General features: G+C 60.1%; 18 protein-coding genes and 2 pseudogenes. 11 read left to right on the top strand and 9 right to left on the bottom strand.

The features are described from left to right. Nucleotides 1-3: 3 nt before the first annotated feature. The 4 genes from Q8R10_RS15700 to Q8R10_RS15685 all read right to left on the bottom strand — a co-directional run bounded on the left by Q8R10_RS15700 (nucleotide 4) and on the right by Q8R10_RS15685 (nucleotide 5904). A complete protein-coding gene (locus Q8R10_RS15700; RefSeq protein ID WP_305654787.1) occupies nucleotides 4-963 on the bottom strand; it encodes a hypothetical protein in 960 nt (319 codons plus the stop codon). Nucleotides 964-974: 11 nt separating this feature from the next. Continuing rightward, the gene (locus tag Q8R10_RS15695; protein ID WP_305654786.1) at nucleotides 975-3410 is read right to left on the bottom strand and encodes an RND family transporter; all 2436 of its coding nucleotides are present in this window, start codon (nucleotides 3408-3410) and stop codon (nucleotides 975-977) included. 450 nt (nucleotides 3411-3860) lie between these two features. Beyond that, nucleotides 3861-5144, bottom strand: coding sequence for a hypothetical protein (locus Q8R10_RS15690; RefSeq protein WP_305654785.1), 1284 nt, complete (start codon nucleotides 5142-5144; stop codon nucleotides 3861-3863). Next, nucleotides 5134-5904 (bottom strand): outer membrane lipoprotein-sorting protein, encoded by a 771-nt coding sequence (locus Q8R10_RS15685; protein WP_305654784.1) that lies wholly within the window; start codon nucleotides 5902-5904, stop codon nucleotides 5134-5136. The genes Q8R10_RS15690 and Q8R10_RS15685 overlap by 11 nt, the downstream gene beginning before the upstream one ends. A gap of 433 nt (nucleotides 5905-6337) precedes the next feature. On the opposite strand from Q8R10_RS15685, the pseudogene Q8R10_RS15680 reads away from it, so the two are divergent. Further along, nucleotides 6338-7134, top strand: a pseudogene (locus Q8R10_RS15680) (IS110 family transposase); the annotation flags it as partial. 942 nt (nucleotides 7135-8076) lie between these two features. On the opposite strand, the gene Q8R10_RS15675 reads toward Q8R10_RS15680, so the two are convergent. The 5 genes and pseudogenes from Q8R10_RS15675 to xthA form a co-directional block, all read right to left on the bottom strand. After that, nucleotides 8077-8379, bottom strand: a complete 303-nt coding sequence (locus Q8R10_RS15675; RefSeq protein ID WP_305654783.1) for a Fis family transcriptional regulator — start codon at nucleotides 8377-8379, stop codon at nucleotides 8077-8079. 10 nt (nucleotides 8380-8389) lie between these two features. Further along, complete coding sequence (locus Q8R10_RS15670) at nucleotides 8390-8731, bottom strand: type II toxin-antitoxin system RelE/ParE family toxin (protein ID WP_305654782.1); 342 nt, start codon at nucleotides 8729-8731, stop codon at nucleotides 8390-8392. Between the two features lie 186 nt (nucleotides 8732-8917). Further along, nucleotides 8918-9187 (bottom strand): annotated as a pseudogene (locus Q8R10_RS15665) (LysR family transcriptional regulator); the annotation flags it as partial. Nucleotides 9188-9319: 132 nt separating this feature from the next. Further along, on the bottom strand, nucleotides 9320-10702 hold the full coding sequence (locus Q8R10_RS15660) for a phosphate ABC transporter substrate-binding/OmpA family protein (RefSeq protein ID WP_305654781.1): 1383 nt from the start codon (nucleotides 10700-10702) through the stop codon (nucleotides 9320-9322). A 118-nt stretch (nucleotides 10703-10820) separates the two neighbouring features. Beyond that, nucleotides 10821-11633 (bottom strand): exodeoxyribonuclease III, encoded by an 813-nt coding sequence (gene xthA, locus Q8R10_RS15655; RefSeq protein WP_305654780.1) that lies wholly within the window; start codon nucleotides 11631-11633, stop codon nucleotides 10821-10823. Nucleotides 11634-11774: 141 nt separating this feature from the next. On the opposite strand from xthA, the gene Q8R10_RS15650 reads away from it, so the two are divergent. From Q8R10_RS15650 to Q8R10_RS15605, 10 genes are all read left to right on the top strand, one after another. Continuing rightward, the gene (locus Q8R10_RS15650; RefSeq protein ID WP_305654779.1) at nucleotides 11775-12416 is read left to right on the top strand and encodes an N-acetyltransferase; all 642 of its coding nucleotides are present in this window, start codon (nucleotides 11775-11777) and stop codon (nucleotides 12414-12416) included. 122 nt (nucleotides 12417-12538) lie between these two features. Further along, nucleotides 12539-13039: a thiol peroxidase gene (tpx, locus tag Q8R10_RS15645; RefSeq protein WP_305654778.1), complete on the top strand. Its 501-nt coding sequence runs from the start codon at nucleotides 12539-12541 to the stop codon at nucleotides 13037-13039. Nucleotides 13040-13153: 114 nt separating this feature from the next. Beyond that, on the top strand, nucleotides 13154-14203 hold the full coding sequence (locus tag Q8R10_RS15640) for a trans-acting enoyl reductase family protein (protein ID WP_305654777.1): 1050 nt from the start codon (nucleotides 13154-13156) through the stop codon (nucleotides 14201-14203). 141 nt (nucleotides 14204-14344) lie between these two features. Next, nucleotides 14345-15547: an MdtA/MuxA family multidrug efflux RND transporter periplasmic adaptor subunit gene (locus Q8R10_RS15635; protein WP_305654776.1), complete on the top strand. Its 1203-nt coding sequence runs from the start codon at nucleotides 14345-14347 to the stop codon at nucleotides 15545-15547. Further along, entirely contained in the window at nucleotides 15544-18636 is a 3093-nt protein-coding gene (locus Q8R10_RS15630; protein ID WP_305654775.1) for an MdtB/MuxB family multidrug efflux RND transporter permease subunit, read from the top strand. The genes Q8R10_RS15635 and Q8R10_RS15630 overlap by 4 nt, the downstream gene beginning before the upstream one ends. A gap of 151 nt (nucleotides 18637-18787) precedes the next feature. Beyond that, complete coding sequence (locus tag Q8R10_RS15625) at nucleotides 18788-21928, top strand: multidrug efflux RND transporter permease subunit (protein ID WP_305654774.1); 3141 nt, start codon at nucleotides 18788-18790, stop codon at nucleotides 21926-21928. 127 nt (nucleotides 21929-22055) lie between these two features. Then, on the top strand, nucleotides 22056-23561 hold the full coding sequence (locus Q8R10_RS15620; RefSeq protein WP_305654773.1) for an efflux transporter outer membrane subunit: 1506 nt from the start codon (nucleotides 22056-22058) through the stop codon (nucleotides 23559-23561). A 229-nt stretch (nucleotides 23562-23790) separates the two neighbouring features. Next, on the top strand, nucleotides 23791-24252 hold the full coding sequence (locus tag Q8R10_RS15615; RefSeq protein WP_305654772.1) for a copper chaperone PCu(A)C: 462 nt from the start codon (nucleotides 23791-23793) through the stop codon (nucleotides 24250-24252). A 5-nt stretch (nucleotides 24253-24257) separates the two neighbouring features. Next, a complete protein-coding gene (locus Q8R10_RS15610) occupies nucleotides 24258-24602 on the top strand; it encodes a low molecular weight protein tyrosine phosphatase family protein (protein ID WP_305654771.1) in 345 nt (114 codons plus the stop codon). Further along, complete coding sequence (locus Q8R10_RS15605) at nucleotides 24599-25171, top strand: hypothetical protein (protein ID WP_305654770.1); 573 nt, start codon at nucleotides 24599-24601, stop codon at nucleotides 25169-25171. Before Q8R10_RS15610 ends, Q8R10_RS15605 begins: the two co-directional genes overlap by 4 nt. The last annotated feature ends 18 nt before the right edge of the window (nucleotides 25172-25189 follow it).

Here is a 25189-nt window from a genome sequence, read left to right as displayed (position 1 = left end):
TCCTCAGATCAGATAAGTAGACAGGCCATGCTCGATCACCACCACGGCGATCAACACGGCGTAACCGGCCAGCATGGTCAGGGCGACGCAGGCTTCGTTTTTGCCACGCAAGGCCGCCGAGGGCGCGCGGATAAAAGCCAGCAGTTGGCGCACGGACAAGGCGTAGAAGGCCAGCAGTACCAGCAAGGCCCAGATCGGCAACTGGCCGAGCAGCAGCTGGATCAGCCACAACTGGTTCAGTGTCATGGCGCTGACCAAGAGCAGCACCACCAGGGCCGAGCCGCGAGTGCCGAAAATCCGCGAGTAAGACTCGATGCTGTCGCGCTCTTCTTCCGGGCCCTTGGTCTTACGGGTGATCTCAAAACAAAAGCCGCTGACGAAGGCCAGGGCCATCATCACCTGCAGTTGCGGGGTCAAACTGCAGCCGGGCTGCGCCAGGTTGGCCAGCCACCAGACGATCAGCGGCATGACCAGCATGTGCGACACCGCGTACCAGGTCAGGTGGCGGGTGAGCCATGCGGGAATAAAGAACTCCTTGGCCATCAGCCCGGTCCAGACCAGCAGCGCGACCCAGGCTAGGGTCACCTGGCCGATGCCGCGATCCAGCCACAGCGACCAGAGCAATTGCGCGGCCACCGCCAGCACCCCTGCGAGTTTCAGATGACCGAGGTTGATCAGCCCGCTTTGCAGCACCCGTTGCGGATGGTTCTGGCAGTCCAGCTGATAATCCTTGTGCTCATCCAGCACCCGCAGCAGCAGAAAGAACGACCAGGTGATCAGGCAACTCAGCAGGTCCTGCAGGCTCAGGTCGATGCTGCCGGTCTGGCTGGCGCGGGCCACGGCGGCGGTGGCCAGGTAGAGGATGAAAAACAGCAGGGCGTTGGCGAAGGGGAAACGTTCCTTGAGCCAAGCCAGGAAGCGGCTGGCGAAGGGTGAGGCGTTAGTTAGGGCAAGAGTGTGCATAACGGTCCTTGTCAGGAAACGGAGGGAATTGAGGGAGTGGCTGCCGGAGCTACCGGCGGTACAGCGCTGTCAGCGGCGACCGCCAGAGACATGTCGCGCTTATCGATAAACAGAAAGATGATCGGCAGCAGAAACAGGTCCACCAGCATGGCGAAGGCGATGGTGATGACGATGACCACGGCGGTGTTCACGGTGATCTGGATCGCCGAGTTGGCCAGCCAGGCGAAGCCCAGGCCGAGTACCAGAGTGGTGGTCAGCAGGGCGAAGCCGACGTTGCGAAAGGCCGCGCGGATGGCGTCTTCCGGCCCCAGTCCGGTCTTGCGGGCGTGCTCGTATTTGCTGATGAAGTGGATGGTGTCGTCCACCACCACGCTGAAGGAAATCCCCAACACCACGGTCAGGCCCAGGTCGATATTGCCGTTGAGCAAGGCCCAGGCGCCGAAGGCCATGCCGATCGGGATCAGGTTGCCGATAAAGCTGGCCAGCCCCAGACGCCAGGCGCCGAACACCAGCATGACGAACAGCGATTCCATCAGCAGCGAGCCGAGCATGCCGCCGAACATGCCGGTGATCGAGCGCTCGCCGATATGGGCGAACATCAGCGACAGCGAGGCACCTTCAACCTGCATGGCCGCCGGCGCATGTTGTTGCAGCCAGGCCTTGGCGGCGGCATCCACGGCGATGATCCGCTGCCCGCTGGAGGTGCCGACCGCGACCCGTACCCGCGACTCGGAGCGGTCGAAGCGGATCAGGTAATTGAGGTCCATGCCAAAAGGCATCGACAGCTCGTATTGCAGCAGGTACTGGGCAATCTCCTCGCGGGAATCGGGGATGCGATAAAACGCCGGATCGTCGCCATGCATCACCTGATTCATCCGTTTGATGATGTCCACCAGGGAGTTGACCTGGGTCACCTCGCCCTGGGTCTTCAGCCACTGCTGGAAGGCATCGACGGTCTTCAGGTAGGCCGGATCGCTGATTTGCTCGGGGCCGCCGGCCGGCAACGAATAGTTGAGTTCGGCGATGCCGGTCAGGTGCTGATTGACGAACTCCATGTCCTGGCGAAAGGTGGTGTTGGGGGTGTAGTACTTGACTATGTCGTCGTTGATTTGATTGCGCGGCACACAGCTGATCAGCAGGCCCGCCAGCAGCAACAGGGTGGCGAAAATCGGGTAGCGACGCTTGATCACAAAATCGGCCAGGCGGCCCATCTGTGGCGAGTCTGCGCTCATCAACGGGGAGATTTTTTTCGGTGCCTGGCCCGGCAATATGGCCAGCAGCGGCGCGGTGATAAACAGGGTGATCAGCAGGGCGAAGATCACCCCGGCGGCGACTATATAGCCCATCACCCGAAACGGCGGCGAGTCGTTGAAATGCAGGGTCAAAAAACCCACCGCAGTCATCAGCGAGGTCACGCTCATGGCGCCGATATTGGCGCGCAGGCTGTCGACCATGGCCGTGCGTTTGTCGCGCCCGCCGTGCATGCCCTGAATCCAGTTGACCACCAGATGAATGCCGTCGGCGAAGGCCATGGACAGAATCATGATCGGCGCCACTATCACCGAATCGTTGATGGTCGGGGCGAAGAAACCGATCACCCCGGCGCCGCCGAACACCGCCAGCAGGCAGGCGACAAAGGTCACCAGCATGGCTTTGACGCTGCGAAAGAAATACACCAACAGCAGCATCATGGTCAGCATAAACCAGGGCCAGACGCGCACCGCATCGGCCTGGGATTCCTCCGGGAAGGCCTGGTTGGCGATGGTCTGCCCGGCCAGGTGCACCTCGATATCCGGATGGGCTTTTTGCAGCTCGGCGACCAGGGCGCGGATGGCGAATACCACCTCGGGCACTTCCTTGATCTGATCGATACCCGGCATATTCAAGGTCACCCGCACCCCGGCAACAGTGCCTTCGGGGTTGACCAGGGCATTGACCAGGAATGGCTCGGCCAGGGCGGCGCGGCGGATCTCGGCCAGGGCGGCGGCGTCCAGCTTGGCCGGCTCGGCCACCAGATCGGCGGTCTCGATGCTGTCGCCCGCCACCTGCACATGCTGGAAGTTGGTCAGCGATTCGACCCGCTGGGAGTAGGGCAGCTGCCAGCTTTTTTCGGTCAGGTCCCGCAGCACGCCGAGAAACTCGCGGGTGAATACCGAACCGGCTTGCGGCGCCAGGGCGATGATCACCGCATCGGTTTTCGCGTAGTCCTGGTGCAGCTTCTCGAAGGCCTGCAGCTGCGGATTTTCCGCGCTGAAAAACACCCGATGATCCAGCGAATAGTGATAACCACCCAAGCCGCCGGCACCGGCAACCACCAGCAACAAACCGAACAGCATGGAGAGCAGCGGATGGCCGACTATCCAGCGCGACAGCTTGTCGATCTGCCGTTCACTCCAACTGCCCGCAGGGCGCGGCTTTGCCAGGCTAGCGTCGATATCAGGGTTCATCTCAAAGCCTCTTGCGGTTCAGGTGACTAAGGCAGCGTCTGGGCGGCCCTTGGCATGGGTGGGCGGTGGCAGAACCGGCAGCGTCAAAGCACGCCCGGTCGTTTTGGTGTTGCTTGCAAAAATCCTCCAGCGACTCACACCCCTTGTAGGAGGGGCTTTAGCCGCGACCGGCGTTATCTCTGCCGAATCTGCAGCGCCCTTTGGTTCGCTTCGCGGCTAAAGCCGCTCCTACATCTGGCTGCGCAGCTGCAACTATTCCCCCGGCTGACCACGCCCCGTAGGAGCGGATTTATCCGCGATTGGATCTATCCAGCACCACAACTCTCGCGGCCAAGGCCGCTCCTACACCTGGCCTATTCCCCCGGCTGACCACGTCCCGTAGGAGCGGATTTATCCGCGATTGGCCGGTGCAGACAGCACAACCCTCAGGCCCCGTGGCGAGCTAAAGCCCTACAAAAACCAACTCAACTCCAGGCGTAAAAAATCGTCCTGCAGCAAGGGCCGCAACTTGTTTTGCGGGTCCGCGCTGCGCAGGAACTCGACGGCGCTCTGCGGCTGCTGGCTGCCATTGGCGAACACCCGCAGCTCCAGCGCCAGCAACAGCTCATCGCTGAGCCGCCGCTCGGCCTCGACGCTGAACAGCCGCTCGCCGCTGTCGCGATCAACAATCACGCTGGTCAGCAGACTGCTGCTGGCCGCATCGTTAAAGGCCAAGCGCCAGCCCAGCAGAATGTCGTGCTCGAACGGCCCGGTGGCCCGCTCATCACGGCTGTCGTAGAGGTATTCCGCCAGCCAACCCAGATCCAGTTGGCTGTCGAAGGCGCCGACCTGGGTGTATTCCAGCCCGGCATCGGCGGCCTGGTAATTCTCCAGACCGCCATTGCGCTGGATCGCCTCCAGCTTCCAGAGCAGATCGCCCTGGGTAACCTGCAGGTCCAGCCCCAGCTGATTAATCAGCGGGTAGTAGGGCGCCAGCACCGGTTCATAGCCGGGGGCGAAGCCGCTGAGCTGGCCGTCACTGAACAGCAGCTGGCTGTAGTCAACCACCGGCAGCAGTTCCGGCTCACGGGCGGTGCCGGAGTAACCGCTGAGGCCCAGGCGCAGGGCCGGCAGGTTGAGCTGCCAGCGCGCGGCCAAATCCAGGCGGTGGTTGCCGCGCGCAGACTCATAGCTGGCCAGGTCCTCATCCACCAACAGCGGCAAACGCAGCCGGCCGCCGGCATCGGGGAAGCGTCGTTCACGGGCGCCGGTGAGCAGAAACAGATCGAGCATCTGCTGATCGCGCTCAAACGCCAGGTTGATCATCGGCTGGCCGAGCTTCTGCTCGCCGTCGAGGCTTTCCAGCTGGTCGGTCTGGTTGATGATGTCGACCAGATGCACGCCTTCGGTGACGCCCCAAAACACCTGACGAATCCCGCTGCGCAGCTCATAGCCATCGCCCAGATGGTTCCAGCTGGCCTCGCGCAGATCGAAATGGCTGCGCTCGGCGTCGCGGCTGTCGCCCCGCACGAAGGGACTGAGGACGAAGCGATCGCTACCGTTGTCGAGGTCGTGCCAGAACTCACCCAGCAGGCTCAGCGAGGTATCGCTCTGGGCCTGACCCTGAGCGCCCTCGTCAGCGAAACCCCAGAGTTCCAGACTCAACTCGTAGCGCTGCTCCAGTGCCTGGGCCGCCAGGCTGGGCAGTAAAGCGAGCAGGGCGACGGCGAGGCGACTGGCCCTGTTAGCGAACACGGAGCAGCGCGTTCTGGCTGAAGTCACGCTCGCTCAGGCCGCCGTGAAAGCTGAAGTCGCGCCACTGCAGGCGAGTCTGTTTGCCGGTCTGCTGGTTGACCATCAGCATCTGCCCCGGCCGCCAGTATTGACCGGCGTATTGCTGGAAATCCGTGGCGTTGTAGGTTTTCAGCAAGGCATTTTTGCGGTCGAAATACTCGATGCGGCGGATCAGGTACTGCTCCTTGTCGATCCACAGGCGCTGGCGGGTATAGCCCGAGTAACTGTCGTTGGGAATCCGCTCCAGGGTGAAACAGGGCAGGCCGTCCAGGCTCTCTTCAGTCAGCGACTGATAGTGAAACTTTTGCCAGAAGGGCGTGACAATATCTTCGAAAGCGAATTCAGAACCCATGAACGGCCCGGACTTGTTACGGGCGCCGATCTGCTTGATCCGCTTCACCGCCGGCAGGTACAGCCACTGCTCGTCTTCACCACTGGCCCGGTTATGCGAGAGCAGCCCGGAGCCGGCCAGATCGCGCGGGGTGTCGAAGGTCATCAGGGTTTGATCGGTGCCGGCGTCGGCCTCACGGCTGCGCACCCGCAAGCTGCGGTTAGCGGTTTCGCCGCTGGGGCTGATCAGGGTCATCTCCAGCTGCATCTGCACATCGCCATAGCCGCGCAGATTGTCGTCCGCACGAATGGCCACCTGCTCAGCCGTTTGCGCCTGGGCGATCAAGGGTAAGGCAAAAACCAGGGGCAACAGCAGCGCAGACAGGCGCATGGCGATTCCTTCTGGCGCATGACCAGGGTATTGGTAGAAGAATAGGGGGCGGCGAGAAGTGCTTCGTGAGCGCGGCCTTGCTGAGCCGGCGGCAACTTATTGCGCTACATTCATGCTGCTAATTGTTACCTAAAGTATCAGCGCTAAGCGATCAGGTGCATGCCTAACTAAAGGCTGGTGACCGTTCGTTCTTGAATCTGACTGTTCGTATTCGAACATTTTCAGCCGCGGTTAAATGTCCCCGCAGGGCGCGCCGCCAGCGCCTCACCCATGGCAATAGGCCGGCACCAAGGGCTTGGGGCGCAGCGAAAAAAAGCGATGAACGTGAAGTCGTAGAATGAAATGGACTCCTCCCTCCTACGGCGTCAGTGCGCCAGGCTGAAGGTGTAGCACTCAATCCCAGAGGGAGAAGTCCAAATGAAACTTAAGCGAAATTGCACCGCAGTTCGTCAAGCCGTACGTCAAGAGCGGTAAAAACGACGCCAACGATGCCGAGGCGATTTGTGAGGCGGCCAGCCGGCCAACCATGCGTTTCGTGCCGGTTAAAACGGCTGAGCAACAGGCCGCTCAGTCGCTGCACCGAATTAGAAGCCGGGTGATCAGGGCGCGTACGGCGCTGGTCAATGAGATTCGCGGGCTGCTCGGCGAGTTTGGTTTGGTGATCGCCCAACGTGGTGCTGCGGCCGCGCATCGGTTACTGCAGCAGTCCCTGGAAACGCCCGACAACGGTTTTCCGGGCGAGATGCGCGAGTTACTCAGAGGGTTGCAAGACGAGCTGCACGGGTTTGATGAGCACCTGTCCGGGTTCGACAAAGTGCTGCAGCACCAGGCCCGCAGCGATGAGCGCTGCAAGCGGCTGCTGAAAGTGAGGGCATCGGCCCGATCAGCGCCACAGCGATCGTGGCGGCGGTGGGCGATGCGAAGCAATTTAGCACTGCGCGGAAGTTCGCGGCCTGGCTCGGTTTGGTCCCCAGCCAGCACTCCAGTGGTGGCAAAAATCAGCTGGGGTCGATCAGCAAGAAGGGCGATACCTACCTGCGCACCATACTGATCCACGGCGCCCGTTCGGCACTCAGGGCCTGTAAAAACAAGACTGACCGACGCAGCCTCTGGGTGCAGCAAGTGCAGTGTCGACGCAACACCAACATTGCCACGGTCGCCTTGGCAAACAAGAATGCCCGGATCATCTGGGCGATCCTCAGCAAGGGCGAAAGCTATCAGCCTTGTTGATCAGCAGCACCGATAGCAAATGGCACCGCAGTAAACGCAGGTTGAACCGTACAGGAGCATCCACCACGATTGCACAGTGACATGCATTGATGACGAACCGGTCGAGCCGGCATGTGTAAAAACCAGCGGTACCCGTAGGCCCCCTGCGAAGCAAGGCCGTTAGGGCGATCAGGCGCACATGAGCGGATATTCATCAGGGCTCGAGGCCACAAATGCCTCATCAGAAGCCGGATATACGGAAGCAATCGTACTTAGGTTTGTTAGATGCGCATTTCACTGGCAAAACGGGAGGAGTCCATATATGGGTGAAACCCGCATCTCTCATCAGCGGTGCCCGAACTGCCAACCAATAACCACGCGGGACATGTCTGCACCGACCAATCGCGGATAAATCCGCTCCCATCAAACTAGATATAAGGTCTTGTTTTTTCTTATAAAATTATTTGTTGGCCCTGTATTCCCGACCTGTCTCGCGCAGTATTGCATGGCAAGGTCGGGAGACCTTTCCGTTGTGTGTGCGACTACTACTCTCAGGATCAAGACATGCGGGGAACACGGCGGCAAAAAGGATTCACTCTCCCATACGTGGTCACAGCTTGCTGTGCCGACAATGACTCCACGCCGATACCGTGCAGACCACTCTCCTACGCGGGTGCAGTCACACCAGTGCGGCTTACGGTCTCTGCCCCGCGCGCACTTCAACGCTAGCCCAAACCCCAGTTTGCTGCGCGACAGCGCGGCGTCTGGACGACGGGGGATCTCCTACAGGGGCTAGCCAATAAAGCTTCTGCAGGTGCCGGGCTTGTGTAGGAGCGGATTTATCCGCGAAGCAAGCGTGAGTTCGCTAACAATCCTGCGGATACCCAGGTAGCGTCTTAAAGGGGGTCGTAGCGATTTTTAGGCATAAATCACTACGCCCCCCCCCTTTAACCATCGATTGCCTTAGGCGTGAGCGGCGTCGCCTTCAGGGATTAGTCGTACTTCCACGCGCCGGCCCAAGGCGCGGGCGGCGCTGGCCAAGGTGGCTAGCGTCATGCCTGCGTCGTTCTGGTCGAGCGCCCGATCCACGGCGGTACGGCTGGTGTGCATGCGCTCGGCGAGGGCCTTCTTGCTGACGTGTTGCGTTTTCATAGCTTCGGCAATCTGCCACGCAATAACGCGCTTAAGGGCGGCTGCGGAAACTTCCTCTACCAGGCCTTGCTCTGCAAGGAAGTCGTCGAAATTGGAACCGATGTGCTTGTTCATACGCTGTACCTCATAGTCTTGCCTTGCGCTGTTTGGCGGTATTTAAGTCAACCGCCGGGGTTTTCTGGCTTTTCTTGATGAAGCCGTGGAGCAACACCATGTCGGTACCTACAACCGTAAAGATGACGCGGGCGATGGTGTCGCCAAGGCTGGTGCGAACCTCCCAGAGGCCGCTGTCGAGTTTGCGCACCACCGGCATCCCGATGGGCCAGCCAAACTGAACGGTCTTGATGTCCGTGCCGATCAGCCTTCTTGCCTCCCTCGGGAGGTCGGTCAGCCATTCGCGCACCGGCTCGTTGCCTGCATCGGTGCGGAAAAAGCGAACGCTAAGAATGGGAGGAATGTCTGTCATGCCTGAAGTGTACCTAAAATGGTGCACCACTCAAGCGTTAAAGGGGCGTAGTAAAGGGCGTTAGCCTTGGTGCTGGTGTTGTCTGCACCGGCCAGTCGCGGATAAATTCCCTCCTACAGGGAAATTGCCGCGGGTGCCGGGCTGGTGTGGAGCGGATTTTCTAAAAAAGACCCGCGAAGCAAGCTTTTAACCCTTAGGCGTTGCCACGGTTTTCTCTTGGCTGCTCAGCAGTTGCGCCAGTTCGATCAGTTGTTCGCGCATCCAGCGGTTGGCGGGATCTTGGTCGGTGCTTTCGTGCCACTACAGGTGGGTTTCTTACGCGGGCACGGCGCTGACCGGCAACTCCACCGTATGCAGGTCGTGCCGGCGGGCAAAGCTTTAGGTGACGGTCATGGCCATATCGGTTTGCTGCATCACCAATGAGGCCATCAGGTAGTGCTGCGAGCGCAGGGCGATTGGCAAGTTTGAGATCGGAAAATATATGGCGCGTTAAATCTCCGGTGGCGCTAATCCAAACCCACAGGTAGAAAAGCCGAGGCCCGCATCTAGCGGGCCTCGGCTTTTTTATGCCGGTGCGCGGCGCTTGGCCTAGTAAACCCACACCTCAACCCGGCGGTTTTTGCTGCGGCCTTCGTCGCCCTGGTTATTGGCGACCGGCAATTGGGCGCCAAAGCCGATGATTTTATCGATGATCACCCGCCCCTTAGTCAGCTCGCGACGGACCACTTGGGCACGCCATTTAGACAGAATCAGCGCATGGGCCTCATCCACCTTAGGGTCGCCAAAGCCAACCAGCACCACCTTGTGCTGGGTTTTCTGCTGTTTATCCAGGTATTCAAGCACCCGTTCAACATCGCGTAGGGCCTTGTTGTCTAGGTTGGCGCTGCCTTGCTGGAAGCGAAAATTGACGGTCAGGCGCTGAGCCTGATGGGCCAGTTCGCGGTAGATCGGCGGCATGCTGGAGCTGGCATTAACCCTAACGGCGCTGACCGTCTGCGGCACGAAGCCGACTTTCTCGACCAGCGCCTGGCCTTTGTCGCTGTGGGCGAACTGCACCAGGGCTTGCACCCAGGGGTTGTTGGCGCTGGGCGGATTGTAAAAAAACAAGCGGCGCGACAGCGGATAGTCTTCAGTCGCCACCAGGGTGGCGGTTGGCAACATGGGCCGCGATTCGCCATCGGTCACCGCCAGGGCCTTGGCTTGGCGAATATAGGGCAGCCCGATAAAGCCGATGCCTTGCGGGTCGTGGCTGACGGCATCGGACAACTGCTCGCTGGACTCGAAGCGCTGGCTGCTGGTCGCCAAGGTTTTACCGTTAGCCGTCAGCACCAGTTCCTTGAAGGTATCGAAGGTGCCGGATTTGTCGTCGCGGGCATATAGATGAATAGGTCCGCCGCTGCCGCCGAGTTCCTCCCAGGTTTTAATCTCGCCGCTAAACACTTGGGCTATCTGGCTGGTGGTGAGGCTGGCCAGTGGGTTTTGCTGGTTAAGAATCACGGCCAAACCGTCGATGGCGATGATGTGTTCGGCGGCGGCGCTGTGAAAGTCGCCCAGGCTCGACAAGGCTTGGGCCTCGGCGGCTTTAATCGGTCGAGAGCTGGCGCCTAACTGCGCGCTGGCATCTTTCAAGGCCACAAAAGCGGTGCCTGAACCGTGGGCCGCCACCTCGATAAATACCCGCTGCTTGGCGGCGTTAACGCCGGACACGCGCTGTTCATTGGCGAGCTTGTCGGCCTCAATGCGCACATCCTGAAAGCCTTGTTCCTCCAGCAAACCCTTAACCAAGGCTGGGCCAAGCTTGGCGCCTATGGTGTTGGAACCCTGGATCTGCAATGCCGGTTGTCCCTCGGGCGGTAAGGGCAGGGCGGCGAACACCCGCCAAGGCAGGGCGTAGCAGAGAAAGCCAAGAATCAACCAGCCGCTGGTGCGGCCCCAGGTATCGTGTTCAGTGGTAGACGGGTTGCGCAGCATGCGGGCATGCACCTTAGGTTAGGGAGGAACGTGCTGCGCAGATTAAGTCAGATAAGTTACCGAAAGATGACAGCGACTGGCCGGTTATGGCTCTAGTGCGGGCGTTACCCGCGCGTGGCTAGCTCAACTGCAGCCAGATCGGGGCGTGGTCCGAGGGCTTCTCCATACCGCGCAGTTCATAGTCGATGCCGGCCGCCTGGATGCGGTTTTGCAGCGCCGTGCTGGCCATGATCACGTCGATGCGCAGGCCGCGCTTGGGTTGGTCCTCGAAGCCACGGCTGCGGTAATCAAACCAGCTAAAGCAATCATTCACCTCGGGGTAGAGCTGCCGGTAGCTGTCGTGCAGGCCCCAATCCTTAAGGCGTTGCAGCCACTCGCGCTCCTCGGGCAGGAAGCTGCACTTGCCAGTGCGCAGCCAGCGTTTACGGTTCTCTTCGCCGATACCGATATCGCAATCTTCGGGGGAGATATTGATGTCGCCCATCACTATCAGCGGCTGGGTTGGCTGGAACTGGCTTTCGAGCAGCGCTTGCAGGTCGGCGTAAAACTGCGTCTTGGCCGGGAATTTGGTGGGGTGGTCACGGCTTTCGCCCTGGGGAAAGTAGCCATTCATGATGGTAATGGGCTGGCCATCAGCATCGGCGAAGGTGCCCCAGATAAAGCGCCGCTGGGCGTCTTCGGCATCACCGGCAAAGCCTTTATGCAGGCTGAGGGGCGCTTGACGCGACAGTAAGGCCACACCGTAATGACCTTTTTGGCCGTGATAATGCACCTGATAGCCAAGCGTTTCGACCATCTCCAGGGGGAATTGCTCGTCGCTGACTTTGGTTTCCTGCAGGCCTATTACATCGGGTTTGTGCTTGTCGATCAGCGCCGCTAACTGATCGGGGCGGGCGCGCAGGCCGTTGATATTGAACGAAACAATCTTCATGGGGGCGGTCCTGGGGATTCGGTTTTAGTGGTAGCGATGCTAGCCGATCTGCTCTGCGGCCGACCAGTTATCTGGCAGCCACAGAGCTGCGGTGCTAACGTGCCAGAACAGACCCATAACCTAAAACATATAAGAGGTCCCATGCCCACATCGCCCGTTGAAGTTCGAATGCTCGATAGCGGTTACGCCCGCGAGGCGCGTTCCCTGCTGTATCACGCGTACCGCCACGAACCGACTTTTGCCTACTTATTTGAAGCCCAGCGCGCCGGCTACGACCAGCGCGTGCGCGCCACTGTGCGCGAATTGGTGCAGCGGCACTTTGCCGAGGAGCTGCCGGCGATTGGTTTGCTGATAGATGACCGCCTGGCGGCGATAGTGCTAGTGGCACCGCCCATGCGCCGCCTGGAAATTACCGAAAGCTGGAGCTGGCGCCTGCGCATGTTGCTGACGGCAGGGTTTCGCGGCACGCGGCGCTATCTGGACTATCACGCGGCGGTGACCGCCTGTTTACCCGATGGCCCCCATCACTTGTTGCCACTGATGGGCGTGCATCCCGAATTTCAGGGCAAGCATCTGGGTGAGCAACTGCTGGCGGTGCTGCACGACTGGTGCGCGCAAGACCCACATTCGCAAGGCGTAGTACTCGACACTGGCAATAGCCGTTATCTGGAGTTCTACCAGCGCCAGGGCTACAGCAAGATCGGCGAGGTGGCCGTCGGGCCTATCGTTGAGCACGTATTGTTTCACCCAAGCCCACAGATGTTGGCTAAAGCCAGCGCTTAACTCGCATTATTCAAGGTGTTATTGAGGCAATATTTTGCCCAGCATAAAATCTGACTTTGGCGGCAATTTTTAATCCGGGCGTGTTTTACTAGGCCTCCCATTGACCCTTTAAAGGAACTCCCATGTCTCAAGTAACCCTGCACGGCAATCCGGTTCAAGTCTCCGGCGCGCTTCCTCAGACGGGCAAAACCGCCCCGGCCTTTACCTTGGTTGGCAACGATTTGGCCGATGTTTCGTTGAGCAAGTTTGCCGGCAAACGCAAAGTGCTGAACATTTTCCCAAGTGTTGATACGCCAACCTGCGCCACCTCGGTGCGCAAATTCAATGCTGAAACCAGCAAGCTGGCCAACACCGTGGTGCTGTGTATTTCGGCTGATCTGCCCTTTGCCCAGTCACGCTTTTGCGGCGCCGAAGGTCTGACCAATGTAGTCAATCTGTCGACCATGCGCGGCGCCGCCTTTCTGCAAGACTACGGCGTAGCCATCGCCAGCGGTCCACTGGCCGGCGTTGCTGCCCGTGCCGTGGTAGTCCTGGACGAAAACGACCAGGTGCTGCACAGCGAGTTAGTCGCCGAAATCGGTAATGAACCCGACTATGCCGCCGCTACTGCCGTATTGCTGTAACTCCGCATAGCTAGTCCAGCGGCTCGCCTTGGCGGGCCGTTGGTGTTTTAAGTTCGGCTATTTAATTGCCGCCTGCGTAAGGCAAACCCGCCAACACTCAGTGAGTACCGCCCAATGAAAAACTGGCTTATTTATGGCGCCAACGGCTACACCGGGCGCTTGATTGCATTGCACGCCAAGAGCCTTGGCCTGCAGCCGATCCTGGCTGGGCGCAGCGCCGATATTCGGCGCATGGGCGAGGAAACCGGCTTGCCGGTGCGCCAGTTTGATTTATCCAATTCAATCGCCTGCGCCAAAGCCTTGGCCGATGTGCAATTGGTACTTAATTGCGCCGGGCCGTTTTCCGCCACTGCCGCGCCCATGTTGCAGGCTTGCTTGGCGGCAGGTGCGCACTATTTGGATATCACCGGCGAATACAGCGTTTTTGAGCACGCTCACAGCCTGCATGAGACGGCCCAAACCGCCGGCATAGTGATTTGCCCAGGAGTCGGCTTTGACGTGGTGCCCACCGATTGCTTGGCCGTGGCCCTTAAAGCGGCCATGCCGGATGCCATCGAGTTGAGCCTGGGCTTTGATACCGCCAGCGGCCTAAGCCCGGGCACCAGTAAAACCCTGCTGGAAAATCTCGCCGCTGGCGGCAAAGTGCGCGAGCAGGGCGTGCTGCGCAGCGTGCCAACGGCCTACAAGAAACGTATTTGTGATTTTGGCTATGGCCCCAAATGGGCCATGAGCATTCCTTGGGGCGATGTGGTCACGGCGTTCTACAGCACCGGCATCGCCACCATCAGCGTGTATGTGCCAACGCCAAAACCCATGATTCAGTTGCTGCGCGCCCTCGATGGGCTGCGCCCGGCATTCGCTTGGCCCTGGCTACAGCGCCTGCTCAACGCGGTCATCGGCCGTTGGGTTAAGGGCCCCACGGCTGCGCAACGGGCAACCCTGCGCACTGCCGTGTGGGGCGAGGTACGCAACGCCCAAGGTCAGATTAAAACGGCGCGAATTGAAACCAATAACGGTTATGAGTTGACCGCTCACAGCGCCGTGCATGTGGTGCAGTGCGTACTGGCTAACCCGCCGGCTGGCGGTTATTACACCCCGGCGCAGATGCTTGGCTGGCAGTTGGTTGAGCAATTGCCCGGCTCCAGCAAGCTCTATATCAGCTGACTTGCTTGGCAGCGGCTGAGCGGGGCGGTCGGCGGCTGTTGCCGGCCTGAAATGCCCGGTAAGTAAAAAGCCGGTAAAGAGGCTTTGCTTCGCGGCGCTAAATGCCTAAGGTTGCGCGCACATTCCCGCACTGTGAAACCCATGCCCGCGACCTCGAAGCAACACAGCCTATTTCTGACTCTGCGGCCGTGGCTGATCAGCGCCTTGGTGCTGGTTGGCTTGCTGCTATTGGTACAGCAATTGGCCAAGCCCAACGCCGTTGAGCGCGAAGGCAAAAAAGCTGCTGTGGGCGGCGATTTTTTGGTCAGCGCCGCCACCGTGCAACGCACCGACTTGCCGGTGTACTTCAATGGTTTGGGCACGGTGACGGCCTATAACACCGTGATAGTGCGCAGCCGGGTCGATGGCGAGTTGCTCAAGGTGCTGTTTGAAGAAGGCCAGGAGGTCAAGGCCGGCGACCTGTTGGCGCTGATTGATCCACGTAGCTTTCGCGTCGCCCTGGAGCAGGCCGAAGGGGCGCAGCAGCGTGATCAGGCGCAGCTGATGAATGCTCAGATCGACCTAGAACGCTACCGCGGACTGTTTGCCCAGGACTCCATCGCCAAACAGACCCTCGACACCCAATTGGCGCTGGTCAATCAATACCAGGGTACCCTCAAAGCCAATCAGGCGGCGGTCAATCAGGCCAAGCTCAACCTGCAATTCACCGAGGTTCGCGCACCGATCAGCGGCCGCTTGGGCTTGCGTAAAGTCGATGTCGGCAACCTGATCAGCACCGGCGATACCACCGGCATAGTGGTGATTACCCAGGTTAAACCCATCGCAGTGGTGTTTAGCCTGCCCGAGCAGCAGCTGCCGTTGATTCGCCAGCAAATGGCCACTGGCAAGCCCTTGCCGGCGGTGGCCCTGGATCGTAACCAAAGCCTGCAATTGGCCGAGGGCGTGCTGGCCACCCTCGACAACCAGATCGACATCAGCACCGGCACCCTGAAACTCAAGGCGCGTTTCGATAACGGCGATAAAGCGCTGTTTCCCAATCAGTTCGTCAATGTGCGCTTGCTGGCGCAAACCCTGCACGATGCCCTAGTGATACCGGCGAACGCGGTGCAGCGCGGCACCCAGGGCAGTTTCGTCTATGTGCTGGATGACAGCGACAAGGTGCACCTGCGCAATATCAGCGCCGGCGCCACCAGTGGTGAACAGTTACAAGTGCTCAGCGGCCTGAGCTTTGGTGAGCGGGTGGTAACCGAAGGCGTCGACCGTTTGCGCGAAGATATGCAGGTCAAGGTCGCATCCCCAGCCCCTACTGCCCACTCCCAACTCCCCACTGCCACTAAACCATGAACCCGTCACGGCTGTTTATCTTACGGCCGGTGGCCACCACTTTATTGATGGTGGCCATTCTGCTGGCGGGTTTGATTGCCTACCGGATTTTGCCGGTGGCGGCCTTGCCCGAGGTCGACTACCCAACCATTCAGGTGGTCACCCTGTATCCCGGCGCCAGCCCGGAAATCATCACCTCGACGGTCACCGCGCCGCTGGAAAGCCAGTTTGGGCAGATCGCCGGCTTAACTGAAATGAGCTCCAGCAGCTCCGGTGGCGCCTCGCTGCTGACCCTGCGTTTTAGCCTGGCGACCAATCTGGATGTGGCCGAGCAAGACGTGCAGGCGGCGATTAACGTGGCCGCCAGCCTGCTACCGAAAGACCTGCCGACTCCACCGGTGTTCAGCAAGGTTAACCCGGCCGATGCACCCATCATGAGCCTGGCAATCGTCTCCGACAGCCTGCCGCTGGCGCAGATTCAGGACCTGGTGGACACCCGCCTGGCGCAGAAAATATCGCAAATATCCGGCGTCGGCCTGGTCAGTATTGGCGGCGGTCAGCGCCCGGCGGTACGCATCCGCGCTAACCCGAATGCCTTGGCGTCTTACGGCCTGAGCCTGGAAGACCTGCGCAGCGCCGTCACCCGCAACAACCTGAATGGCCCCAAAGGCAGCTTCGACGGCCCCAACCGCGCCTCCAGCCTGGACGCCAATGACCAGCTGGAGAAACCCGAAGACTATCGCCAGCTGGTGATCGCCTACAAAAACGCCGCCCCCGTGCGCCTGCAAGATGTGGCCAGCGTCGACAACGATGCCGAGAACCTGCGCCTGGCCGCCTGGGCCAATCTGACCCCAGCGGTGATTTTAAATATCCAACGTCAGCCCGGCGCCAATGTGCTGGCCGTGGTCGAGCGCATCAATGCCTTGCTGCCGCAATTGCAGGCAAGCCTGCCGGCCACCGTGGAGGTGCAGGTGCTGACCGATCGCACCACCAGCATCAGCGCGGCAATTGCCAGTGTGAAATTCGAGCTGATGCTGTCGATTGCCCTGGTGGTGATGGTCTGCTTCTTGTTTTTACGCAATGCCTCGGCCACCTTGATCCCCAGCTTAGCGGTGCCGCTGTCGCTGATTGGCACCTTCGGGGTGATGTACCTGGCTGGGTTTTCCATCAACAACCTGACGCTGATGGCCCTGACCATTGCCACCGGTTTTGTGGTCGATGACGCCATCGTCATGCTGGAGAACATCAGCCGTTACCTGGAGGAGGGTGACTCGCCCCTGACCGCCGCGCTGAAAGGCTCGCGGCAGATTGGCTTCACCATTATTTCCCTGACCTTGTCGCTGATCGCCGTGTTGATTCCGCTGCTATTTATGAGCGATGTGGCGGGGCGGCTGTTTCGCGAATTTGCCATCACCCTGGCGGTGGCGATTTTGATCTCGGCGGTGGTTTCCTTAACCCTGACGCCAATGCTCTGCGCCAAGTTGCTACGGCACAAACCCGAGGCCGAGCAGGGCCGTTTTGCCCGCGCCAGCGGGCAGTTTATCGAGCGGATGATCGACCACTACGCGCGAGCCTTGCAGGTGGTGCTGCGCCATCAAACCCTGACCTTAGTGGTGGCTGTCGGCACCCTGGGCTTGACCGTGCTGCTCTATATGCTCAGCCCTAAAGGGTTTTTCCCCGAGCAAGACACCGGGGTGATTCAGGGCATCAGCGAGGGGCCGCAGTCGGTGTCGTTTCAGGCCATGGCGGTGCGCCAACAACAATTGGCTGAGCTGATTTTGCGCGATCCGGCGGTGGCCAGTTTGTCGTCCTATATCGGCGTGGACGGCAGCAACGCCACCTTGAATACCGGCCGTTTGCTGATCAACCTCAAGCCCTTTGCTGAGCGCGATGTCAGCGTGCAACAGGTGATCCGTCGCTTGCAGCCGCAACTGGCGCAGCTGCCGGGGACCAAGCTGTACCTGCAGCCAGTGCAGGATTTGAGCATCGAAGACCGCATTACGCGCACCCAATACCAGTTCAGCCTGGAAGACCCCAATCAAGAGAATTTGCGCTACTGGGTGCCGAAACTGGTTGAGCGTTTGCAGCAATTGCCGGAGCTGGCCGATGTTGCCAGCGACTTGCAGGATCAAGGCCTGCAAGCCTATTTGCAGATCGACCGCGATCAGGCCGCACGCTTGGGGGTGAGCTTGGCCTCAATCGATAACGCGCTGTACAACGCCTTTGGTCAGCGGCTGATTTCGACCATCTTTACCCAGTCCAGCCAATACCGGGTGGTACTGGAAGTGGCCGCGCCCTTCCAATTAGGGCCGCAGGCGCTGGAGCAACTCTATGTGCCTAGCAGCGACGGCACCCAGGTGCGCTTGTCCAGTTTGGCCAAGGCCGAGCAGCGTTCGACCCTGCTGGCGATCAATCACAGCGACCAGTTCCCGGCCGCCACCCTGTCGTTCAACCTGGCGCCGGACACCTCGCTGGGGGCTGCGGTCGCGGCGATTCGTGGGGTGCAGGCCGAGCTGCAATTGCCGCCAAGCACCAACAGCCGTTTTCGCGGCGCCGCCCTGGCCTTTGAGGCCTCTTTGGGCAACACCTTGCTGCTGATTCTGGCGGCGATTGTGACCATGTACATAGTGCTGGGGATTCTCTACGAGAGTTTTATTCACCCCATCACCATTCTCTCCACCTTGCCGTCGGCCGGTGTTGGTGCGTTGCTGGCGTTAATGCTGGCCGGCGAGGAGCTGGGCATGGTGGCGATTATTGGCATCATCTTGCTGATCGGCATCGTCAAGAAAAACGCCATCTTGATCATCGATTTTGCCCTAGAGGCCGAACGTAACGCCGGCAAAAGCCCGCAGGAGGCGATTTACCAGGCCTGTTTGCTGCGTTTTCGGCCGATTTTGATGACCACTATGGCGGCCTTGCTCGGCGCTTTGCCGCTAATGCTGGCCACTGGTTCCGGCGCCGAATTGCGTCAACCGCTGGGGATTACCCTGGTCGGCGGCTTGCTGCTCAGTCAGCTGCTGACGCTGTTTACCACCCCGGTGATTTACCTGGCCTTCGACCGTTTGGCGCGGCGCTTTAGCCAGCCTGATGCGGCGCAGGTGCAAGCGTGAGCGGCCCGGTAGGATGGCGCCTCGTAGGATGGGTTGAGCGCAGCGATACCCATCACTGCATCGCGCACCCCAGCGCGCGGCATGATGGGTTACGCCGCTTCGCGGCTAACCCACCCTACGGGGGTAATGCGATAGCGGTGGACGGAGCGCCATGAGCTTTTCCACGGTGTTTATCCGGCGCCCGGTCGCCACCTTGCTGCTGACTGTGGCGCTGCTGCTGGCGGGCGGTTTGTCGTTTAGTTTGCTCCCCGTAGCGCCGCTGCCGCAGGTCGACTTCCCCTACATAGTGGTCAACGCCGCCATGCCCGGCGCCAGCCCCGAGACCATGGCCAGCTCCGTGGCCACACCCTTGGAGCGGGCGCTGGGACGGATCTCTGGGATAGTCGAGATGACCTCGTCGAGCACCCTGGGCAACACCCAGGTGGTGCTGCAGTTTGACCTAGAGCGCAATATCGACGGCGCCGCCCGCGAGGTGCAGGCCGCCATCAATACCGCCATGAGCCTGCTGCCGACCGGCATGCCGCGTAACCCCAGTTACCGCAAGGCCAACCCGGCCGACATGCCGATCATGATTCTGTCGCTGACCTCCGATACTTTGAGTCGCGGCCAGCTGTATGACCTGGCCTCCACCGTGTTGGCGCAAAAAATCGCCCAGGCCGAAGGCGTTGGCCAAGTCAGCGTCGGCGGTAGCTCGCTGCCGGCGGTGCGGGTTGACCTCAATCCGGATGCCCTCAATCAACATGGCCTGGCGTTGGATGACGTGCGCCAAGCCATCAGCGATGCCAACAGCGACGGCCCCAAGGGCGCGGTGGAGCAGGGCAGCCAGCACTGGCAAATCGATGGCAATGATCAGCTGCGCAGCGCCGCCGAATTTATCCCGCTGATCATTCGCCACAACAGCTTGAATGGCGGCCAGGTGCTGCGGTTGGGCGATGTGGCCGAGGTCAGCGACTCGGTGGAGAACGTGCGCAACGCCGGGTTTTCCGGCGGCTTGCCGGCAGTCTTGCTGATTATTACCCGCCAGCCGGCGGCCAATATCATCGCCGCCACCGATGCCATTCATGCCTTGTTGCCGGCGCTGCGCGAGACCCTCGGGCCGGCGGTCAAACTCAAGGTCATGGATGATCGCAGCCCGAATATCCGCGCCTCCCTGCACGAGGCCGAGTTCACCCTGATGGTCTCGGTGGCCTTGGTCATTTTGGTGGTCTTCGCCTTTTTGCGTAATGCCCGCGCCACCTTGATCCCCAGCGTGGCGGTGCCGGTCTCGCTGATTGGCACCTTCGTGGTCATGTACCTGTGCAATTTCAGCCTGAACAACCTGTCGTTGATGGCGCTGATTATTGCCACCGGCTTTGTGGTGGACGATGCCATCGTCATGCTGGAAAACATTGCCCGGCGCATCGAGGAGGGCGAGTCTCCACTGGCGGCAGCGCTCAAGGGCGCCAGTGAAGTGGGCTTTACCGTGTTGTCGATGAGCCTGTCGCTGGTGGCGGTGTTTATTCCGTTGCTGTTGATGGGCGGCATTCCCGGCCGGTTGTTTCGCGAATTTGCCGTGACCCTGTCGGCGGCGGTGCTGATCTCCCTGCTGGTGTCGCTGACCCTGACGCCGATGCTCTGCGCCAAACTGCTGCAGGGCAAAGTGCTGCAGAGCGAGCCAGCGGCGGCCGAGGTGCAAAGCGAGGGGCGTTTTGCCCGGCTGTTTGCGCAACTGGCGCAGCACTATCGCGCGAGCCTCGTGTGGGCGCTGGACCATTCGCGGTTGATGCTGGTGATTTTGCTATCGACCATAGTGTTGAATTTTTACCTGTTCGCCATAGTGCCCAAGACCCTGTTTCCCCAGCAGGACAGCGGTCGTTTACGCGGCCAGGCGGTGGCCGATCAGAGTATTTCGTTTCAGGCCCTGCAAGAAAAACTCGGGCAGTTTCGGCAGATTCTGGCCGCCGATCCGGCGGTGGCTAACGTGGCCGGTTTCAGTGGCGGCGGCGGGCGCGGCTCGGGTGGCGGCGGCGCCAACACCGGCTCGTTCTTTATCACCCTGAAACCCATCGACCAACGCGAACCCATGCCAGTGGTGGCCAGCCGCTTGCGTAAAGAATTGGCCAAGGTAGCGGGGGCGACTCTGTATTTGAACCCAGGGCAAGACCTGCGCATCGGCGGTCGCGAGGGTAATGCGCAGTACCAGTTCAGCCTGAAAAGTGATGACCTTGACCAGCTGCGTGCCGCCACCCCGCGAGTCGAAGCGGCCATGCGCCAGCTGCCAGAGTTGGTCGATGTCAGCGGCGATGAGCAAAACAAAGGCCTGCAAACCCGCCTGGTGATTGATCGCACTACCGCCGCCCGCTATGGCGTCGACATCGAGATGATCAGCGCGCTGCTGAATAACTCCTTTGGCCAGCGCCAGGTCTCGACCATCTACAACCCGCTGAATCAATACCGGGTGGTGATGGAAGTCGGCCAGGCCTACCAAAGCAGCCCGGATATTCTTGAGCAGGTGTATGTAATCAGCAGCGACGGCGCGCGGGTGCCGGTCTCGACCTTTGCTCGGATTGAGCCGAGTAACGCGCCGCTGGCGGTCAATCACCTGGGCCAGTTTGCCGCCACCACTTTCAGCTTTAATCTGGCCACCGACATACCGCTGGAAACCGCTCAGGCCGCCATCCTCAAGGCCTTGCAGCCGCTGCATCTGCCGGTTGCCGTGCAAGCCAGTTTTGCCGGCACCGCAGGGGCTGCCCAAGACACTCAAAGCGATATGCCGGTGATGATTCTGGCCGCCTTGCTGGCGGTGTATATAGTGCTGGGCATGCTCTATGAGAGCTATGTGCACCCGCTGACCATCATCTCCACCTTGCCGTCGGCCGGGGTTGGCGCCTTGCTGGCCTTGCTGCTGTGCCGCACCGAGCTGTCGCTGATTGCGTTGATTGGCATCATCTTGTTGATCGGCATCGTCAAGAAAAACGCCATCCTGATGATCGACTTTGCCCTGGATGCCGAGCGGCGCCTGGGCATGAGCCCGCGCGAGGCGATTCTGGAGGCCTGCGTGAAGCGCTTTCGCCCCATCATGATGACCAGCCTGGCCGCGCTGCTCGGCGCCTTGCCCTTGCTGTTTGGCACCGACGGCGACGCCGAACTGCGCCGGCCACTGGGCATCACCATCGTCGGTGGCCTGATCGGCAGCCAACTGCTGACCCTGTACACCACGCCGGTGGTTTACCTCTATCTCGACCGCCTCAGGCATTGGGCCTTACGCCGCTGGCATGGCCGCGCCAAACCATTGCCGCTGGAGCTGCCATAACTATGCAGAGTCTGTGCCTTGCCACGCCGAAGGTTTACCTACTCCTTAACATCCACGACCGCCGCAGGCATTGGGCCTTGCGCCGCTGGCATGGTCGCGCCAGGCCGTTGCCGTTGGAGAATCAGCTATGAACCCGTATCCGCTGCGCCGCCTGCACATGGCTCGTTTGGCGCTTGCCGTGTTATTGCTCGGCGGCTGTGCGGTCGGGCCGGACTATCAACGGCCAGAATCCGCGCAATCGACGCAGTTTAAACAGGCCGCCGGCTGGAAAACCGCCGCACCGGCCGACGCTGTGCTGCGCGGCGCCTGGTGGCAGTTGTATGGCGATGCCGAGTTAAATCAGTTGATTGGCCGGCTGAATCTCTCCAACCAAAACCTGGCGGCGGCCCAAGCCCAATATGAGCAAGCCCGGGCACTGGTGGGCAAAGCCCGCGCCGGCTTCTATCCAACCCTGTCCGGCAGCGCCGGGGTTAAGCGTGCGGGGCAGGGAGGAGGGAACAGCACCCCGAGCACCAGCGATGGCATCAACGTCAGCGGAGCCAATGCCGCGCGCGTTTCGAAAAGCTATGACCTGAGCCTGGACGCCGCCTGGGAGTTGGATGTCTGGGGCAAACTGCGCCGCAGCCTGGAGTCCAGCGATGCCAGCTTTCAAGCCAGCGCCGCCGATTTAGCCGCCCTGCAGCTGAGCCTGCAGTCAGAGCTGGCGCAAAGTTATCTGCAATTGCGTGTGCTGGATGAGCAAAACCGGCTACTGGATGCCACGGTCGCCGCTTACGCCCGAGCGTTGAAGTTGAGCGAAAATCAGTACCAGGCAGGTATCGTCGCCAAGTCCGATGTCAGCCAGGCGCGCACCCAGCTGTACAGCACCCAAGCGCAAGCCATCGACCTGCAATGGCAGCGTGCCCAGTTCGAAAACGCCATCGCCGTATTGGTTGGCGTGGCGCCCAGCGAGTTCAGCATTGCCGCCCGTAAAGAGCTGCCAAGCCTGCCGGATATTCCGCTGGGCTTGCCGTCACAGTTACTGGAACGTCGCCCGGATATCGCCAGCGCCGAGCGCAAAATGATCGCCGCCAACGCCGAGATTGGCGTCGCCGAAGCCGCCTGGTATCCAGACCTGAGCCTGTCTGCCAGCGGTGGCTACAACAACAGCAGCTATGCCGACTGGATCAGCGTGCCGAACCGGGTCTGGTCGATTGGCCCGCAACTGGCACTGACCCTGTTCGACGGCGGCGCCCGCAGCGCCCAAGTCGAAAGCGCCGAGGCCGGCTATCAGCAGACCGTCGCCCAGTACCGACAAACCGTGCTCGACAGCTTTCGCGAAGTCGAAGACGCCCTGGGACAGCTGCAAGTCTTAGCGCAAGAAGCCCAGGTTCAGCAACACGCCGTCAACTCAGCCCGCGAATCGCTGCAACTGCTGAGCAACCAATATCAAGCCGGCACCATCGATTACAACAGCGTGGTCAGCGTGCAAACCAGCACCCTGGGCAACGAACGCACGGCCCTGACATTACTCGGCAACCGTCTGACTGCCAGCGTGCAGCTGATCGCTGCACTGGGTGGTGGTTGGCGAAGCAGCCAGCTTGAGACACACCAGCAGCAGGATCAGCGCAAGAGGCAAGGCTCGCGACCATAGGCAAACAGCGAGCAATTTGTCATAACGTACATTATGCGAAGTGTCCGAGGGCTTGAAATTACGCAGCGCGTAAAAGCGCGTTCAGTTGGGCGTCAATAACTTCGCATAATGTATATTATGTTAAATCAATGTCATGGATGAGCCCTCTAACAGCCACTGCAACTCCTTAGCATCAACCTTTTGGCCATGCTAAGGTTCCCCCATCACCCGCGTTGCCACTGGAGTAAACATGCTTATTCGGTTATTCGGTTATTCGCTTTTGGCGTTTGCATGCAGCAGCAGCTTTGCTCACGACTACAGCGCTGGCGAGTTACAGATCGCGCATCCTTGGTCGCGAGCCTTGCCACCGAATGCCGTAACTGGTGCGGCTTACCTTGACGTGCATAACCAAGGCAAAACTGTGGATCGTCTGCTCGGCGCACAAACACCGCGTGCGACTAAGACCGAGATCCACACCATGCTGCAACTTGGTGAAGTGATGAAAATGCAGAAGCTCGACTCGGTGGGAATTCCCGCGGGGGGCGACACTAAACTGGCACCCGGCGGCACGCACCTAATGTTGTTTGGCCTGCAAAAGCCATTAGTCGCTGGCGAGCGCTTCCCGCTTACGTTGCTGTTTGAAAAAGCCGGCAAGGTTGAGGTCGAAGTGCTGATTGAGACCGCCGAACCCGACCCACACGCGGGCCACTAAGTGCCATGACGCTGAAGGTTTTATTTGTCTGCAGCAAGAACCAATGGCGTAGCCCGACGGCCGAGCAAATTTTTGCCGATTATCCGACTATAGAGTGCACCTCTGCAGGGCTAAGTCACGACGCACAAAATCCGTTAACAGCTGAATTAGTGGCGTGGGCAAATTTGATTTTTGTGATGGAGCCTAAACACACAGTGAAGCTACGTGCCAAGTATCGAGCACAGCTGACCAGTGCTCGCGTTATCTGCTTGAACATTGCCGACAACTACACGTTTATGGACCCCGCGTTGGTGCTGTTATTAGAAACCAAGGTTCTGCGCTTCTTACCTGCTTATAGAGTGCTTAAGTGAACGACTTAGCTACCCTGCCCCTGCCCCTGCAGCAGCGACTTAACGGCGAACTCAAACCCGGCGAACGGTTCGTCTGGAGCGGCCAACCTGTACCTGCCAGGTATATGAACAGCGGTTTTAAGGCTTGGTATTTCTTCGTGCCTTGGACGGCATTTGCGGCATTTTGGATTGCCTCGGCAGCAGACTACCAATGGCCCGCATTTAATAGCGGCTGGGATTTTTTTCCATTGGGCGGTCTGCCCTTTTTGCTGATCGGCCTTGCGGGGCTAAGCACGCCATTTTGGCTGCGCCGCAGGGCTCGCACGATGATTTATGCCATCAGTAACCTGCGCGCAATGACTATTGAGGGCGCCAACTCATTCACGGTTAAGTCCTATCATGCCAAGGATATTGCCGAAGTTGTTCGTACTGAACATCCCGATGGTTCTGGCGACTTGGTCCTGCGCACGGAGCACTATCGCGACTCTGATGGCGACCGGCAAACGCGCGCGCAGGGCTTTATGGCTGTTGCACGAGTGCGAGAAGTTGAGCGTTTTATTGAAAAGCTGCGACACGCAGAGTCAGCTTAACGTGCTGCAGAGCCACAA

This window comes from Pseudomonas sp., from assembly GCF_030698175.1.
GTDB lineage: Bacteria > Pseudomonadota > Gammaproteobacteria > Pseudomonadales > Pseudomonadaceae > Aquipseudomonas.
Note: the sequence above shows the minus strand (reverse complement) of the source record. Positions and strands in the feature narration are given on the sequence as shown.